Source organism: Vreelandella alkaliphila (assembly GCF_016107625.1).
Classification (GTDB): domain Bacteria; phylum Pseudomonadota; class Gammaproteobacteria; order Pseudomonadales; family Halomonadaceae; genus Vreelandella; species Vreelandella alkaliphila.
Genome location: NZ_JABASV010000008.1, coordinates 153,968 through 168,436 on the forward strand (window position 1 = coordinate 153,968; position 14,469 = coordinate 168,436).

At 52.3% G+C, this 14,469-nt stretch carries 13 protein-coding genes; 4 read left to right on the forward strand and 9 right to left on the reverse strand.

Features of this window, described 5'->3' with window-relative positions:
• The first annotated feature begins 43 nt into the window (after positions 1-43).
• Genes JFC11_RS13510 through JFC11_RS13525 form a run of 4 tightly spaced genes read left to right on the forward strand, consistent with a single transcriptional unit; the run spans position 44 to position 3,563 of the window.
• On the forward strand, positions 44-1,174 hold the full coding sequence (locus JFC11_RS13510; protein WP_038483991.1) for an MlaE family ABC transporter permease: 1,131 nt from the start codon (positions 44-46) through the stop codon (positions 1,172-1,174).
• Positions 1,174-1,998: an ABC transporter ATP-binding protein gene (locus JFC11_RS13515; protein WP_198349778.1), complete on the forward strand. Its 825-nt coding sequence runs from the start codon at positions 1,174-1,176 to the stop codon at positions 1,996-1,998. Before JFC11_RS13510 ends, JFC11_RS13515 begins: the two co-directional genes overlap by 1 nt.
• A 6-nt stretch (positions 1,999-2,004) precedes the next feature.
• Positions 2,005-2,946, forward strand: a complete 942-nt coding sequence (locus JFC11_RS13520; RefSeq protein ID WP_198349760.1) for an MlaD family protein — start codon at positions 2,005-2,007, stop codon at positions 2,944-2,946.
• Positions 2,943-3,563, forward strand: a complete 621-nt coding sequence (locus tag JFC11_RS13525; RefSeq protein WP_198349761.1) for an ABC-type transport auxiliary lipoprotein family protein — start codon at positions 2,943-2,945, stop codon at positions 3,561-3,563. The genes JFC11_RS13520 and JFC11_RS13525 overlap by 4 nt, the downstream gene beginning before the upstream one ends.
• Here JFC11_RS13525 and JFC11_RS13530 read toward each other — a convergent pair.
• The 9 genes from JFC11_RS13530 to cysS form a co-directional block, all read right to left on the reverse strand.
• Positions 3,537-5,402 (reverse strand): protein kinase domain-containing protein, encoded by a 1,866-nt coding sequence (locus JFC11_RS13530; RefSeq protein ID WP_198349762.1) that lies wholly within the window; start codon positions 5,400-5,402, stop codon positions 3,537-3,539. The genes JFC11_RS13525 and JFC11_RS13530 overlap by 27 nt on opposite strands.
• A gap of 63 nt (positions 5,403-5,465) precedes the next feature.
• On the reverse strand, positions 5,466-6,722 hold the full coding sequence (locus JFC11_RS13535) for a 2-oxo acid dehydrogenase subunit E2 (protein WP_198349763.1): 1,257 nt from the start codon (positions 6,720-6,722) through the stop codon (positions 5,466-5,468).
• Positions 6,723-6,739: 17 nt separating this feature from the next.
• A complete protein-coding gene (locus tag JFC11_RS13540; RefSeq protein ID WP_120386991.1) occupies positions 6,740-7,717 on the reverse strand; it encodes an alpha-ketoacid dehydrogenase subunit beta in 978 nt (325 codons plus the stop codon).
• A 1-nt stretch (position 7,718) separates the two neighbouring features.
• Positions 7,719-8,921 carry a thiamine pyrophosphate-dependent dehydrogenase E1 component subunit alpha gene (locus tag JFC11_RS13545; protein ID WP_038483974.1) on the reverse strand — a complete coding sequence of 401 codons (1,203 nt, stop codon included), beginning with the start codon at positions 8,919-8,921 and terminating at the stop codon, positions 7,719-7,721.
• Between the two features lie 163 nt (positions 8,922-9,084).
• Positions 9,085-9,861, reverse strand: a complete 777-nt coding sequence (locus JFC11_RS13550; protein ID WP_319618588.1) for an ABC transporter permease — start codon at positions 9,859-9,861, stop codon at positions 9,085-9,087.
• The gene (locus JFC11_RS13555; RefSeq protein ID WP_198349764.1) at positions 9,851-10,816 is read right to left on the reverse strand and encodes an ABC transporter ATP-binding protein; all 966 of its coding nucleotides are present in this window, start codon (positions 10,814-10,816) and stop codon (positions 9,851-9,853) included. Before JFC11_RS13555 ends, JFC11_RS13550 begins: the two co-directional genes overlap by 11 nt.
• Positions 10,813-12,006, reverse strand: a complete 1,194-nt coding sequence (locus JFC11_RS13560) for an ABC transporter permease (protein ID WP_198349765.1) — start codon at positions 12,004-12,006, stop codon at positions 10,813-10,815. Before JFC11_RS13560 ends, JFC11_RS13555 begins: the two co-directional genes overlap by 4 nt.
• A 3-nt stretch (positions 12,007-12,009) precedes the next feature.
• Positions 12,010-12,918, reverse strand: coding sequence for a glycine betaine ABC transporter substrate-binding protein OsmF (gene osmF, locus JFC11_RS13565; protein WP_198349766.1), 909 nt, complete (start codon positions 12,916-12,918; stop codon positions 12,010-12,012).
• A gap of 150 nt (positions 12,919-13,068) precedes the next feature.
• Complete coding sequence (gene cysS, locus JFC11_RS13570; RefSeq protein ID WP_038483959.1) at positions 13,069-14,460, reverse strand: cysteine--tRNA ligase; 1,392 nt, start codon at positions 14,458-14,460, stop codon at positions 13,069-13,071.
• Positions 14,461-14,469: the final 9 nt, after the last annotated feature.

Genomic DNA, 14,469 nt, shown 5'->3' on the forward strand with positions numbered 1-14,469 from the left:
TTCTAAACAAGCGTATCAATACCAAGAGCGCAAAGGAGTGGGGATGCCAAGCGAGTGGATAGCGCGTGATGATCAAACAGTAACCCTTAAAGGCGAGTGGACGCTTGCCAATTATCGCCTTATCAAAGCGGCGCTTCAGCAAAGTGAAACTCAAACTGAGCCTGGCAAGCCAACAGATGCGACGGTTTCACTAGACGCAATAACTCGCCTTGATACCGCTGGCGCCATACTCATTGCGGAGTTGATTGGCGTTGAGAAAGCGCAGGCGGTGGCGGATTGGGCAGCAGAACTGCCGAAAGAGCAGCAGGCGTTGCTGGTGCGTATTGCCGAAGCCATGGAAGCGCCGCTGGACGTTGATCCTCCTTCCTATTCGCGCATTAGCCAAGCGCTTGCCAGCGTGGGTCAACACATGGTGGGACTTTGGTCCCAGCAGCGCCAGCTTTTGGCCTTTATTGGTCTCGTCGTGGCCACCCTCTTCCATCTAACATTGCGGCCACGCCACTGGCGCTTAACGGCCACCGTGGCCCATATCCAGCAGAGTGGTCTTAATGCCGTCCCCATCGTCGCGCTACTCACCTTTATGGTAGGCGCCGTGGTGGCTTTCCTTGGCGCTACCGTTTTGCAGGATTTTGGCGCCACAATTTATACCATCGATCTTGTGGCGTTCTCATTTTTGAGAGAGTTCGGCGTTCTACTTGCTGCGATCCTACTCGCGGGACGAACCGCCAGTGCCTTTACTGCCCAAATTGGCGCCATGAAATCCAATGAAGAGATAGATGCCCTGCAGGCTCAGGGGCTTGATCCTATCGAGCTTTTGGTGCTCCCACGGGTAATGGCGATGTTAATTAGCCTGCCCATGCTCGCCTTTGTAGGTATGCTCAGCGGCTTAGCGGGCGGCGCCATGGTCACCTCTCTGTCACTGGATATTTCACTTACCCAGTTTATGGCCACGCTGCAAAAAGATGTATCGGTGACACACTTTTTGGTAGGACTAAGCAAAGCCCCGGTGTTTGCCTTCGTGATCGCCGTGATCGGCTGCCTGGAAGGCTTTAAGGTCAGCGGTAGCGCGCAGTCGGTGGGAGAACACACCACCTCAAGTGTCGTTCAATCGATTTTTATGGTGATTCTAATTGATGCCGTCGCCGCGCTATTCTTTATGGAGATGGGCTGGTGATCAATTCAGATAAACCGACAGAGCAAAACGACTTACCGGTCATTAAGGTTCGAGGCTTGGTGAACCGCTTTGGTACTCATGTGGTGCACGAAAATTTAGATCTGACCCTTGAACGCGGGGAAATCCTCGGCGTTGTAGGTGGTTCTGGTACCGGCAAATCAGTGCTGTTACGCAGCATCGTCGGTTTGAAGCGCCCCAATGACGGCATGATTGAAGTCCTAGGCACAACGCTTAACGAGCTTAACGAGGCTCAGCGCAGTCAAATAGAGCGACGCTTTGGCGTGCTGTTTCAGCGCGGTGCGCTGTTCAGCTCGTTGAACCTGCAAGAGAATATTGCCCTACCGCTAATTGAACATGCCAGGCTACCCCGTGAAGACGCCGAGCATCTTGCCAGGGTCAAGTTATCGTTGGTCGGGCTTCCGCCACAGGCCGCGCTGCAGTTTCCTGAGTCGCTGTCTGGCGGCATGGTCAAGCGCGCCGCCCTTGCCCGTGCCTTAGCGCTTGATCCTGACATCCTGTTTCTTGACGAGCCCACGGCAGGGCTTGACCCTATTGGTGCAGCAGCCTTCGATCAGTTGCTGGTCACCCTTCGCGATGCGCTGGGATTCAGCGTATTTCTGGTTACCCATGACCTGGATACGCTCTACGCTGCCTGCGATCGGGTCGCGGTACTCTCACAGAAACGTGTGCTGGTGGTGGATACCATCGATAAAGTGGCAGATACCGACGATGAATGGATTCAAGACTACTTTCACGGCCCGCGTGGTCGAGCCGCTCAGCGTGCTCATACCGCCTTTTCAAATAACGCAAACGTCCAGGAGTGACTGCACATGGAAACCCGCGCGCATCACGTTTTGATAGGTTTGTTCACACTGGGAACCGCCGTCGCAGCACTGCTGTTTGCGCTATGGATGAGCTATGCCGCTGGAGAGCGTAACTATCAACCCTACCGGATTCTGTTTGAGCGCAGTGTTAGTGGTTTATCAATTGGCAGTAAGGTGCAGTACAACGGCATTGAAGTTGGCGATGTTACCGAGCTGACACTGAACCCTGACGACCCACGCCAAGTTATTGCTAGTGTGCGAGTCTATGAAGACACCCCCGTCAAAACAGATACTCGAGCAAAGTTAGCCTTTGCCAGCATTACCGGCAGCATGTCGGTTCAGCTGTATGGAGGCACCCCAGAAAGCCCCCGCCTAGTAAACCAAACGGACAGTATGGCACCGTTTATCAACGCAGACCCTTCACCGATTGCCACGCTATTTGATGAAGGCGAAACAATGATTCAAAACATTAATTCTATTCTGATAAACGTTAATGAACTATTTAATGACGGCAATCGTGAACAAGCCGGCACTATTTTGACGAGTATTGCGCAGATCACAGAGATGATCGCCTCACAACAAGCAGCGCTTGATCAAAATATGGCACTGTTCGGCGAAGTATCACGCCAAGCCACAGCGACCCTTGAAAGCATCGATACGCTTAGCCTCGAGGCGACACAGCTATTGCGACAAGATGGTCAGCAAATGATGCGAAGCGCTGAAAGCGCCAGTCGTGATGTGGCCAGCGCCGCACAACGAATTGAACAGCTCGTTAACGACAATGCCGGTGCTGTCGATAGTACGCTGCAGGGGGCACAAGACATTGCTCCCGCACTTTCAGCCCTACGTTCTACACTAACTAATCTTGATCGTATTACTCGCCAGCTTGAAGAGAGTCCCGCAGACTTTTTCCTGGGCCGGGATCAGGTAGAGGAGTTTCGTCCATGAGCTTGCGCTCTACGTTTAGCATCGTCACATTAGCGGCGCTTGTATTAAGCGCCGGTTGTTCAATACTGCCCGAAAGTAATCCCGCAACGCTCTATCGGCTGCCATCGTCTGCCACGCAGTCTGAACACACGGCTGCCACCCTCCCCGTAAGACTAGGCATTGCTACCCCGGGGGCAGGCCACTTGCTGAACAGCAATCGTATTGTGGTATACCCAGAAGGCAATGTAGTCAATGTCTATGAGGGGGTACGCTGGCATGAGGACGCCCCAGAAATGCTTCAAGCGCGCTTAATTTCTGATCTGCAGCAGCGCCAGCTATTCACTGGCGTAAGTAGCGACCGATTGCCTCACGATATACTGCTACTGAGCGAACTGCGCCATTTCCAAAGTGAGTACGACACTTCCCCACCCAGTATTCATCTTCAATTAGATGTCCAGCTTGTGAATACACAACACCGAAAACCACTGGCTGCGACTAGTTTTGTTATCCGCACCCGCGCGGATAGTCCAGAGATTCCGGACGTCGTGAATGCGTTTGGCGCGGCTAGCGATGCGCTAGCGGAGCAGCTTTCAGCATGGGTTGCGGCGCAATCAAGCAGTCTGAGAACCGCCGATTGACGGCGTCTTTCTTAAAAAATCACGCGGGTCTTTAGGATAAAAATGTTCAGGCTGGCACTCTAAATGGGTAAAAAATCGCGTGTCTTTGTAAGGCATTTTCATAAAGCCGGACACGCCTAACCCCTCGATCTGGCTTACAGACGCCAACATCTGCGCCAGCAAAGCCCGAAACTCGGCCTCCCGGCTAGGGTCCAGAAGCCGATAATAGCTATGAATTTTAAGATGCTTTGGTAGTGACTCAAAGATAATCATGCCGGTGTGATGAATCTCATTCAGCCGTTGCAGTATGTGCATAATGGTGTCCGGTAGGACAAGTAGCTCTTCTGGATCAGGGCCGTCTTCAAAGTAGCTATGCTGGCGAGTGAGGTCTTCCATTTCTGGCACCGCGCTCAGCTCGTAGTCAATCGTGGTGCCAGGATCACAATGAAAAGGCTCTTCCGCACTCGCGCGCTCTAAATGCAGCGTTTGGCGTGCATTAAACAAGCAGCTTTTAAACACCCCTTGGCGATGGATGGCTCGCGCCAAGTGCACCATATTGTTGACGGCTTGAATAAACGCTGGCTTTAATGCGGGATCATGCAGGTTAAGTGAGGAGTCGATATAGACGCCCTCTCGCTCCCAGCGTACTGCTAAACCACCGACAACCGGGTATCTTCCTAAGCGACTCACCGAGGCCAAAAACGCCTTTTCGGTTTCCCCCATGCCCTGCATAAATTGCTTGTAATAGCGGTCTAACTGCACATCATTGACATCATTAAGTGTTTCTTCCGCGTTCGCTTCGCGCAGAAACGCCTTCCGGGAGCTGTAAACGACCGTATCAATCTCTTGGTGCGCCGCACGGCCCCAGACAGGCACTAGCGGTGTTTGTATTGGCGTGGGTAGATCTAACATCACCACTTTGGCCATGCGGGACATCGCCTGTAAATAGTGATCCCCTGCTTTATGGCGTATGTGGGGGTCGGGATCCAACATACCGTCCAAGGTGCGGGCAAACTCCAAGGGTAGCCCCAGCGAGCTAGCGGGAATGGCACGATGACCAAAGCGGCAGGATTGCGCAGAAGCTAATGCATATAGCGTGCCTGCGGCCCCTTGCTCATCAAAACGAGGCGATGATAGCGCTCCATTTAGCTGCTCTTCACCAATAAAGTAGACATCGCCCAGCCGGGCGTTGGTTTGCTGCAGATTGTCGGACATTAATTCCATCACGTTTGCCCCGACAAATTGGAGCTTTTCGTCTAACTGGGCAAATACGGACGATCCCCAGTCAATCAACGCAATGGACTCGGTATCTGGATCAAATACCAAATTTGACGGTTTGATGTCGCCATGCACAACGGGACGTGCATTAGGACCCGTTTCGCGGCGCAATGCGGAAAGAATATCGGCCAACTGGTCGGCAATGCGCACCACTAACCGCGGAGAGAGACGGCCTTCTTTCAGTGACACCTGTTCAAGGTTCCAACCAGGCGCACGCTCCATCACTAGAATTGACTGGCCTCGGGAGCGTTGGTAAGCCACAAGCTTTGGTATGCGGGGATGGGAAACCTGATCAAGCATAAACGCCTCTTCTTCAAGGCGTTCTTGTAAATGAGTCGGTAGCGTAATACGTGAGAATTTAAACACGTAGTGGGCAGGCACATCTTGGTGTTGCGCGCTGCCCGCAAATACAAAGCCATAGGCACCTTTACCCACCAGCTCAATCCCCGTGTAGCCCAGCTGGGCGAGCTGTGCCTGACACAGTGCTACCCAGTCTTTAAGCTTACGGGCATCATGATGGCTAAGTAGATATACCGACTGCTCTTCCGGTATATAAAACTGCTGGAGCGGTGCCTGAGACATTTCTCATTCCTTGCTAACCAACTTCTGGCTATTTAACCTCTTGCTATTCAATGTCTAGCAACCTTAGCCCAAGTGCAGCAGCATGGTTTCAGGCGCTTCCAAATAGCCTTTCCAAGCATTGCAGAACCTAGCGATAGTACCACCATCAATAAAGCGGTGATCGCCTGCCCAGGTGATGGTCATAATGGCTCGCCGCTGAACTTCTCCTTGCTCATCGAAGCGCGGTAACCATTGGGTTTTACCAATCGCCACTATCGCCGCTTCCGGCGCATTGATAATCGGCGCGGCATAGGTTCCGCCCAACGCACCAATGTTAGAAATACTAATGGTGCCACCTTTGAGATCAGCCTGATCGACACGCCCTTCTCGGGCTGCAATGGTTAAACGCCCCACTTCACGAGCAATGTCTAGCAGCGTTAAACGCTCAACACCTTTCACATTGGGCACCAGCAAACCGGCTTTGCTATCCACCGCCATGCCGATATTGCACTGTTCGTAGTAGTGCAGCTCGTTGGCTTCCGCGTTTAGTTGGGCATTGATGATCGGCGCCTCAGTAACCGCCAGTGCCATAGCTTTCATGAAAAAGGGCATAAGTGTTAACCGCTCACCAAGCGCCTCTACCCGTGGCTTTAGACGCTCGCGCAGCGCCAGCAGATCGGTCACATCGATCTCTTCACCATAGTGAAAATGCGGGATGGAGCTGGCTGCCTCAACCATTCTTTTCGCCATCACCGCGCGCACACCGCGAAGCGGTTCGACGCGAGGCAACTGTGTTCCTTGGTTGACTTGCGATGGTGTTTGGCTAGGGGCAGCAGAAGGTTGATTCAGGTGCGCCAGCACGTCTTCTTTTAATACCCGGCCATCTTTACCACTGCCAGCAATGGCAGTTAACTCAAGTTGATGTTCACGAACGAGACGTCGCACGGCTGGGCTAGCAGGTATTTTGCCGCTGCTCGTACTAAGGCTGCAGGTACTGGATGCCACAGCGGCTTGCTCAACTGCCTTGGCTGAGCCACTGTCAGCGTCAGCTACAGGTGATTGAGGCTCGTTAGCCTGTTCCGTCGCGCCGGCTTCTTGGGTGTCATTTTCTGCTTGGTAGGCATAAAGCGGTGCGTGTACTTTGGCAATTTTTCCTTGGGCAACATAAAGTTTGGTGACCACGCCTGCTTCGGGAGCAGTAATTTCCACTAGCGCTTTATCGGTCATCACCTCGACAATTGGCTGATCTTCCTCAATCCGATCACCCTCTGCAACGCGCCACTCCACCACTTCACATTCAACAATGCCTTCGCCGATATCCGGCAGCATGAAATCGCTCATTATTTTTCTCCCTGGCGCTAAAAGTTAACGCTTTCGCGAATCGCTTCAAAAATTTTCAGATGGTCGGGCAAGTACTCTTTTTCCAGCACTAGCGGGAAAGGCGTATCTAGCCCCGTTACCCGAGTAATCGGCGATTCAAGATAGAGAAAACAGCGCTCTTGGATCGTCGCGGCGATTTCACCCGCAAAGCCACCTGTTAACGGCGCTTCATGGCTGACGATCAAACGTCCTGTTTTTAGAACAGACTCAACGACAGTATCCGCGTCCCATGGCAGCAACGTGCGCAAATCAATCACTTCACAGGCAATGCCCTGCTCTTCAGCAAGCTCAACGGCTTTGCCGATGACTTCCATTTGTGCGCCCCAGCCCACCAGCGTTATATCAGTCCCCTCTTTAATGACCTCCGCTTCACCAATAGGAAGCTGATAATCCTCTTGGGGCACCTCACCCACCGATGCACGATAGAGACGCTTGGGTTCTAAAAAAAGCACCGGATCTGGATCGCGAATGGAAGCGAGCAGTAGCCCTTTTGCTTGGTAGGGATTGCGCGGCACAACGACTTTTAAACCGGGCGTATGTGTAAAGTAAGCTTCTGGTGACTGCGAATGATAGAGCCCCCCCGCGATACCACCGCCATAGGGCGTGCGGATGGTTAATCCACCCACATTGAACAAATCCCCCGAACGGTAGCGGAATTTCGCAGACTCATTAACGATTTGGTCAAAGGCGGGAAAGATGTAGTCGGCAAACTGTATTTCAGCAACGGGCACTGAGCCTTGAGCAGCCAGCCCATTGGCAAAACCAATGATGCCTTGTTCTACCAACGGCGTGTTAAAGCAGCGCGATTTACCATACTTTTCCTGTAAATGGCTGGTAGCACGGAATACGCCGCCAAAAACGCCAACATCTTCACCAAAACAGATAACTTTGTCATCTTCAGCCATGGCGATATCAAGCGCATTGTTGATCGCCTGGAGCATGTTCATTGTGGGCATGTTATGCCTCCCCCTGGGAATCTGTGGACGTATTCACCTCAAGGTCTAGCGACCGCGCTCCACGCGGGTAGGCCTCTGGATAGCGGCGAATATGGCGCTTAAGCTGGTCAAATTGACGCTGTAGCTCAGGGGTTATGTCGGCATAGACATCAGTAATCAGCGACTCCAGCGGTGGGGGTGAACGCTTTTCTGCCCGTTTCATGGTATCTAGAACTTCGCGGCGCAACGTTTCCTGCTGGCTGGTTTCCTCCTCCTCGCTCCACCAGCCTTTTTTCAACAGCCATTTCTGCATGCGCAGTATGGGGTCTTTTAACCGCCACGCTTCTTCTTCACTTTTGGCACGATAGCCGGAAGGGTCATCCGAAGAGGAGTGAGCAGCAAGACGGTAAGACATGGCTTCAATCAGCACGGGCTTGTTTTGTTCAACAGCAATCTGACGCGCTTGGCGTGTCGCTTCATAAACTGCCAGTGCATCGTTCCCGTCAACGCGTATCACATGCATATGATAGCCAAACGCCCTTGGGGCAATGCCATCCGCTGCAAACTGCTCGGTTGATGGCGTCGAAATGGCATAGCCATTGTTGCGGCAGAAAAAAATCACCGGTACTTGATGGACTGATGCCATATTCAGCGCGGCGTGGAAATCACCTTCTGATGCAGCACCCTCACCGAAGAACGTTAAGGTGCAATGCCCATCACCCGCTAATTTCTGACCGTATGCGTAGCCTGTCGCCTGGGGGATTTGCGTTGCAAGCGGAGAAGAAATGGTCATGTAGTGCAGCTTGCGTGATCCATAATGAATCGGCATTTGGCGGCCTTTACCGTAGTCAAGCTCGTTGCCAAACAGCTGATTCATAAACTCGTCAATGGAGAACCCGCGGTACATTAATGCGCCTTGCTCGCGGTATTGCGCCATGATCATATCGGCATCGTCTAGTGCAGCAGCAGCACCAACAACGGCGGCCTCTTCACCCGTGCTTTGCATATAGAAACTAAGCCGCCCCTGGCGTTGGGCAGCCATCATGCGCTCATCTAGGATACGGGTGGCCAGCATGGCTTGATAGAGCCGTCTGGCATGATCACGCGGTAGGTCTGGCTCTCTCGCCCCTTCGTAAAGCTCGCCCTCTGGGTCGAGCAGGCTGAAGGTAGCCATTGAGAATTCGTCGCCGGTCATAAAGAGCGGCTGATGTACGTAGTTTGTCATGCTTATTATCCTTGTATTACCCCTTTTGAGGGCAGTGTTGTTGGTGTTGACCGTTTTTGCCAGTGGATTTATCTAGCATAGGTCAAGCTTGTCGAGGTTAGTGTCACCTCGATCAACGCAACACAAGGACAGTAACGCAGTCTGCTACTTTTAGGGATACAACTTAAGACGCAGATAGACGAGTGCGCAGCTGTTGTTGCAACGCATCAAATAGACTATCGACGGTCAACGCGAGTAACGCGATCAACAGCGCACCTTGTAAAACATACGCCATATTGCCATTCACGATACCTGCGATGATCGGGTCACCTAAGTTACTGGCGCCTACCGTCGCCCCTATAGCCGCTGTGGCAATATTAATGGTTACCGATGTTCGGATACCGGCCAGAATTACTGGTGTGGCTAATGGAAGCTCAACGCGAGTTAATACCTGCCAAGGGGTCATCCCCATGGCAAACGCCGCCTGTTTAAGACTCGCATCTACATCCTGGAGCCCAGCAAGCGTGTTTCGCACAATCGGTAATAAGCCATAGAGCATTAGCGCCACGATAATCGGCAATGTTCCAAAACCCAATACAGGAACCGCCAGGGCAAGCACTGCCACAGGAGGAAATGTCTGACCCAGTGAAGCCAACTGCCCGGCAAGGGGTAAGAAGTCTCTCCCCCACTGCCGAGTGACTGCAATGCCGGCCAATACTCCTACGCTTATCGTGACGACAGCCGCTACTCCAACAACGAACACGTGCCTTGCCAGCAGAGAAGCAAAATCAGCGCGGGCATAAATCACCTGACGGGCGTCGGGCTCCAGCCAACGAAATACAGGCTCTAACGCCGGGATACCCAATACCCCTATCAGCAGCAAGAGTGCCCAACCAATAGGCCATAGCCAGCGCGGGCCGACTGTAATCGATGATTCACCACGGTTACGATCACCCGTCACGGTGACTCACCTTGTCTAACTGGGCCTCTTTCACCACTTTGCGCAGCGATAACTCACCAATCGGCATATCATGCTGGTCGACAACCGTCAGCCTATCGCAGTGGTCACGCAGCATCATTGAAAGCGCTTGGCGCAGTGAAAACTCCCCCGGAATACGCGACTGGGCAGGCAGTGTCTGCCCAAGCGATGACATGTGATCTTTGACGCGTGTTAAGGCAGCCTGCTTTAAACCACGCTCCAACCCTCCCAATAGCGACTCAACAAACGGATCGGCGGGGGTTTGAAGCAGCGCTAGCGGTGACCCCTGCTGAACAATACGCCCTTCGCGCATAACGACTAAATGATCTGCCAGTTTGAGCGCTTCATCCATATCGTGAGTCACGAACACCACGGTTTTATGCAGCCGCGCCTGAAGCTTTGCCAGCTCGTCTTGAAGCTTTTCTCGAGTAATAGGGTCTAGCGCTCCAAAAGGCTCATCCATCAGCAAAATATCAGGATCTGCCGCCAATGCGCGCGCAACGCCTACCCGCTGCGCCTGGCCGCCAGAGAGCTGGTGAGGATACTTATGGGCAAACTCTTCCGTGGGAAGGCCTAACAGGCGCATTAACTCTTCGACGCGTGCTTTAACATCAGCGGCAGGCCATTTTAACAAACGTGGCACCAGCCCAATGTTGTGCGCTACCGTCCAATGGGGAAACAGGCCCGTACTCTGGATCGCATAGCCGATACGGCGGCGAAGCTTAACCGGGTCATAGTGGCCTATTGCCTGTCCGTCGATGATAATGTCGCCGCTACTATGCTCAATCAAACGATTTATCATACGTAGCGTCGTCGATTTTCCGCAGCCTGATGATCCTACCAGCGCACAGAACTTTCCTTTCGCGACGTGTAAGGATATGTCGTCAACCGCTGTGTCTTCGCCAAAGTGCTTCGACACATGGGAAAGCTCTATCATTTATGTCCTCCGGGGCGAAGCGCGTCGGCTAATGCCCCCAAACTAGCATCTACAATTAGTGCCAAGACCAAAATAGGGAGCGCGCCAAGTAGCACCATGTCCATAGCCGCTTGGCCTAACCCCTGAAAAATAAACGTGCCAAGCCCACCTGCCCCAATCAACGCAGCAACGGCCGTTAATCCAATCGCTTGAACAGCGGTGATTCGCACGCCTTCTAATAGTATTGGCAGCGCCAAAGGAAATCTTACCTGCCAGAAGCGCTGATACGGACGCATACCCATCGCCTTAGCAGCATCTAAGGTTTCAGGGTCGACTTCATCAAGCGCAATATAAGTATTGCGCACCATGGGTAACAGGCTATAGGCAATGAGCGCCATCAATGCGGGGGTGGCGCCGATACCGCTAACCCCCAACTGGGCTAAAACAGGTACGTTAGCAGCTAGCCAAGCAAGCGGAGCCAGCAGTAGCCCAAACAGAGCCAAGCTCGGAATCGTTTGCAGGAAGTTCAGCCATGCAAACGCTATTCGTTGTAGACGTTGGTAACGTCGCATTAGCATAGCGAGCACTAAACCAACTACGATACTAACGCTCACCGCTATGCCGACCAGTACCACATGTTGCAGCATGGCACGATAAAATTGCTGGTCGCGCGCTTGAAACTCCTGAACAAGGGCTAAATTTTCAAGCCATAAGGCGGCACAAAGCAGCCACGCTCCCCCCACGCTGCTGAGCAATAGGGTGGTCCATAAGCGCGACAACCCCAAACGTAAACGCACTTCCACTAGGCACAATAAAAGTAAAAAAAGCACGACCCAATAGGCAGCACCAATACCTAAACGCGCTTGCGGCAGAGTGGGATCAATCAGCCAGTGGCCTGCTACCATAAGCCCGAATGGCATCAATAAGAGTGTCAGGGTAACGATACACAGTTGAGCATAGCTATGAAGACGGCTTGGCTTAATAGCCAAGCCGCCCATAGCGATAAATAGCAAGGAAACAAGCAGCGCACCGGGCCAACCAATCGCAGCTACTAAGCCATAAGATGTACCCGCTACAATTCTATTAGGCGCGACGCTAACAAGACCCAGTAGCCAAGAGGCTCCTAACATAGCGGCACTTAAACATATCAGTACTGAGTTTAAATGCCCATATTGACTGGATGGCGATGGCAAAGCGTCTATCTGCGACATTCATTAGTCATCCAGGCTATCAAGATAGTCGCTTGCGACTTGATCAGGCGAGAAACCATTCACCGCGACATCTGCGTTGAGCGTTTGCAACGTCACAAGGTCAAGGGTTGCAAATACGTCGTTGAGTAGCGTCTCAATTTCAGGGTAGGCATCCAGCACTTCGGCACGCACCACTGGCGACGGCTGATATACCGGCTGAACCCCCTTAATATCTTCTAAAACAACCAGCCCCAGCGCACTTAAGCCACCATCGGTGCCATAGGTCATGGCACCATTAACACCGCTTGTTTGTTGGGCTGCGGCTCGCATAGTAGCTGCCGTATTACCACCGGACAGCACAAGCAGTTGATCATCGCTAAGTTCGAACCCATAAGCATCCTGGAATGCAGGCAATGCCTGAGCGGACTCTACAAATTCTGCACTCGCTGCGAATTTAAACTCGCCGCCTTGGTTAACATAGTCGGCAAGGTCATCAAGGGTCGTTAAGCCGTTGGCCGTAGCCACGTCTTCACGAATACTCATGGCCCAGGTGTTATTAGCGCTAGCAGGCTTCAGCCATATTAGCCCCTGCGCCGCATCGCGCTCTTTAACAGTCTGGTAGGCATCCTCTGCACTATTCCAGACAGGGCTGTCAGTCATATCAAAGAAAAAAGCGCCGTTACCGGTATATTCGGGATAAAGGTCGATTTCTCCCGCTTCAAGCGCACTACGCACAACGCTGGTGCCACCTAGCTGTAGGCGATCTTCTGTAGGCACACCGCCACGCTCTAGCGTTTGAATAATCAGCTCACCCAGCACGGACCCTTCTGTGTCGATTTTGGAGGACACGACAACAGGGTCGCTGGCGTAAGCAGTCGAAAAAGTAATGGCTGATAAGCAAGCGACGATGGTCGGTTTTAGAGTAAAGCGCATAGTGGTCATCCTATTATTTAGCGTCTTGAAGGTATCATCTCAGTATAAGAGCCAACGACATTGACGTCAGACGCCATATCAACGGCGCCTGACATCTACAACGTTTCTATTCAATGCCCTCACTGTCATCACGCTCAACATCGATAACGCTTAAGGCGCTTCAATCACCCAGGTTGTTCCCTCACGGGAATCCTTCAGGATAATACCCAAACTCGCTAGTTCATCTCGAATAGCATCTGCCTGAGCAAAATCTTTATTGGCTTTTGCTTCTTTACGCTGTGCTATTTTGGCCTCAATCTCAGTCTCACTCAGCGCTACCTGCTGCTGATTACCTTTCAAAAAAGTCTGAGGATCTTGCTGCAAAAGCCCTAGCACACCCGCTAGACGTGTTAATTCCGATGCTAAACGCTGCGCTTTTTCTGGCGACTCGCTCTTAGCGCGATTGAGATCCCGCGCCAGATCGAATAATACCGCTAACGCCTCAGGCGAATTGAAGTCGTCATCCATCGCCGTGGTGAAACGCTCAGCATAGCCTGCCTCATCACCGTCACCGCTAGATGACACTTCCACACCCTCTAATGCTGTGTAAAAGCGCGTCAGCGATTTGCGAGCCTCATGGAGAGAGTCTACCGAGTAGTTAATTGGGCTACGGTAGTGGCTAGCCACTAGCAAGAAACGCACGACTTCCGGATCATGCTCTGCCAGCACATCGCGGATGGTAAAAAAGTTACCCAACGATTTTGACATCTTTTCCTGGTTAACCCGCACGGCCCCGGCATGCATCCAGGTGTTGACGTAGGTTTTACCAGTCGCCGCCTCTGATTGGGCAATTTCGTTTTCATGATGAGGAAACGTAAGGTCAGGACCACCACCATGAATATCGAAGGTGTCGCCTAAGCAGCACGTCGACATTGCTGAGCACTCAATGTGCCATCCTGGGCGGCCATTGCCCCAAGGAGAGTGCCAGTGTGCTTCGCCCGGTTTAGCGGCTTTCCAAAGCACAAAATCAAGCGGGTCCTCTTTATGAACATCAACCTCAACCCGAGCACCAGAACGCATATCATCAAGTTGACGATTATTTAGCTTGCCGTAATCAGCGAACTTGCGTACCCGGTAATACACATCCCCATTGGCAGCAGCATAAGCAAAGTCTTTCTTAATCAGCGTCTCAATCATGGCAACAATGTCATCAATATGACCTGTCGCCCGAGGCTCATGGCTTGGGGGCAATACACCAAGACGTGCTTCGTCTTCGTGCATTGCCTGAATCATGCGCTCGGTGAGTGTGCTAATCGATTCGTTATTCTCTTCGGCACGCTTGAGAATTTTATCGTCAATGTCGGTGATGTTACGGACATAAGTAACATCATAACCGCGATAACGCAGGTAGCGGGTTATCACATCGAAGGCCACCATGACCCGCGCGTGGCCAAGGTGGCAGTAGTCATACACCGTCATGCCGCAGACATACATGCTGACTTTACCCGCCACCAGCGGGGTAAACGGTTCTTTGCGGCGTGTCAGCGTATTATAAATGTGCATATGACGATT

Excerpts from the sequence above, each read along its gene's own strand:
- osmF (WP_198349766.1), bottom strand. The coding sequence starts at position 12,918 with ATGCGCTTTACTCTAAAACCGACCATCGTCGCTTGCTTATCAGCCATT.
- JFC11_RS13545 (WP_038483974.1), bottom strand. The coding sequence starts at position 8,921 with ATGACAAACTACGTACATCAGCCGCTCTTTATGACCGGCGACGAATTC.
- cysS (WP_038483959.1), bottom strand. The coding sequence starts at position 14,460 with ATGCACATTTATAATACGCTGACACGCCGCAAAGAACCGTTTACCCCG.
- JFC11_RS13510 (WP_038483991.1), top strand. The coding sequence starts at position 44 with ATGCCAAGCGAGTGGATAGCGCGTGATGATCAAACAGTAACCCTTAAA.
- JFC11_RS13530 (WP_198349762.1), bottom strand. The coding sequence starts at position 5,402 with ATGTCTCAGGCACCGCTCCAGCAGTTTTATATACCGGAAGAGCAGTCG.
- JFC11_RS13555 (WP_198349764.1), bottom strand. The coding sequence starts at position 10,816 with ATGATAGAGCTTTCCCATGTGTCGAAGCACTTTGGCGAAGACACAGCG.
- JFC11_RS13535 (WP_198349763.1), bottom strand. The coding sequence starts at position 6,722 with ATGAGCGATTTCATGCTGCCGGATATCGGCGAAGGCATTGTTGAATGT.
- JFC11_RS13525 (WP_198349761.1), top strand. The coding sequence starts at position 2,943 with ATGAGCTTGCGCTCTACGTTTAGCATCGTCACATTAGCGGCGCTTGTA.
- JFC11_RS13520 (WP_198349760.1), top strand. The coding sequence starts at position 2,005 with ATGGAAACCCGCGCGCATCACGTTTTGATAGGTTTGTTCACACTGGGA.
- JFC11_RS13540 (WP_120386991.1), bottom strand. The coding sequence starts at position 7,717 with ATGCCCACAATGAACATGCTCCAGGCGATCAACAATGCGCTTGATATC.
- JFC11_RS13560 (WP_198349765.1), bottom strand. The coding sequence starts at position 12,006 with ATGTCGCAGATAGACGCTTTGCCATCGCCATCCAGTCAATATGGGCAT.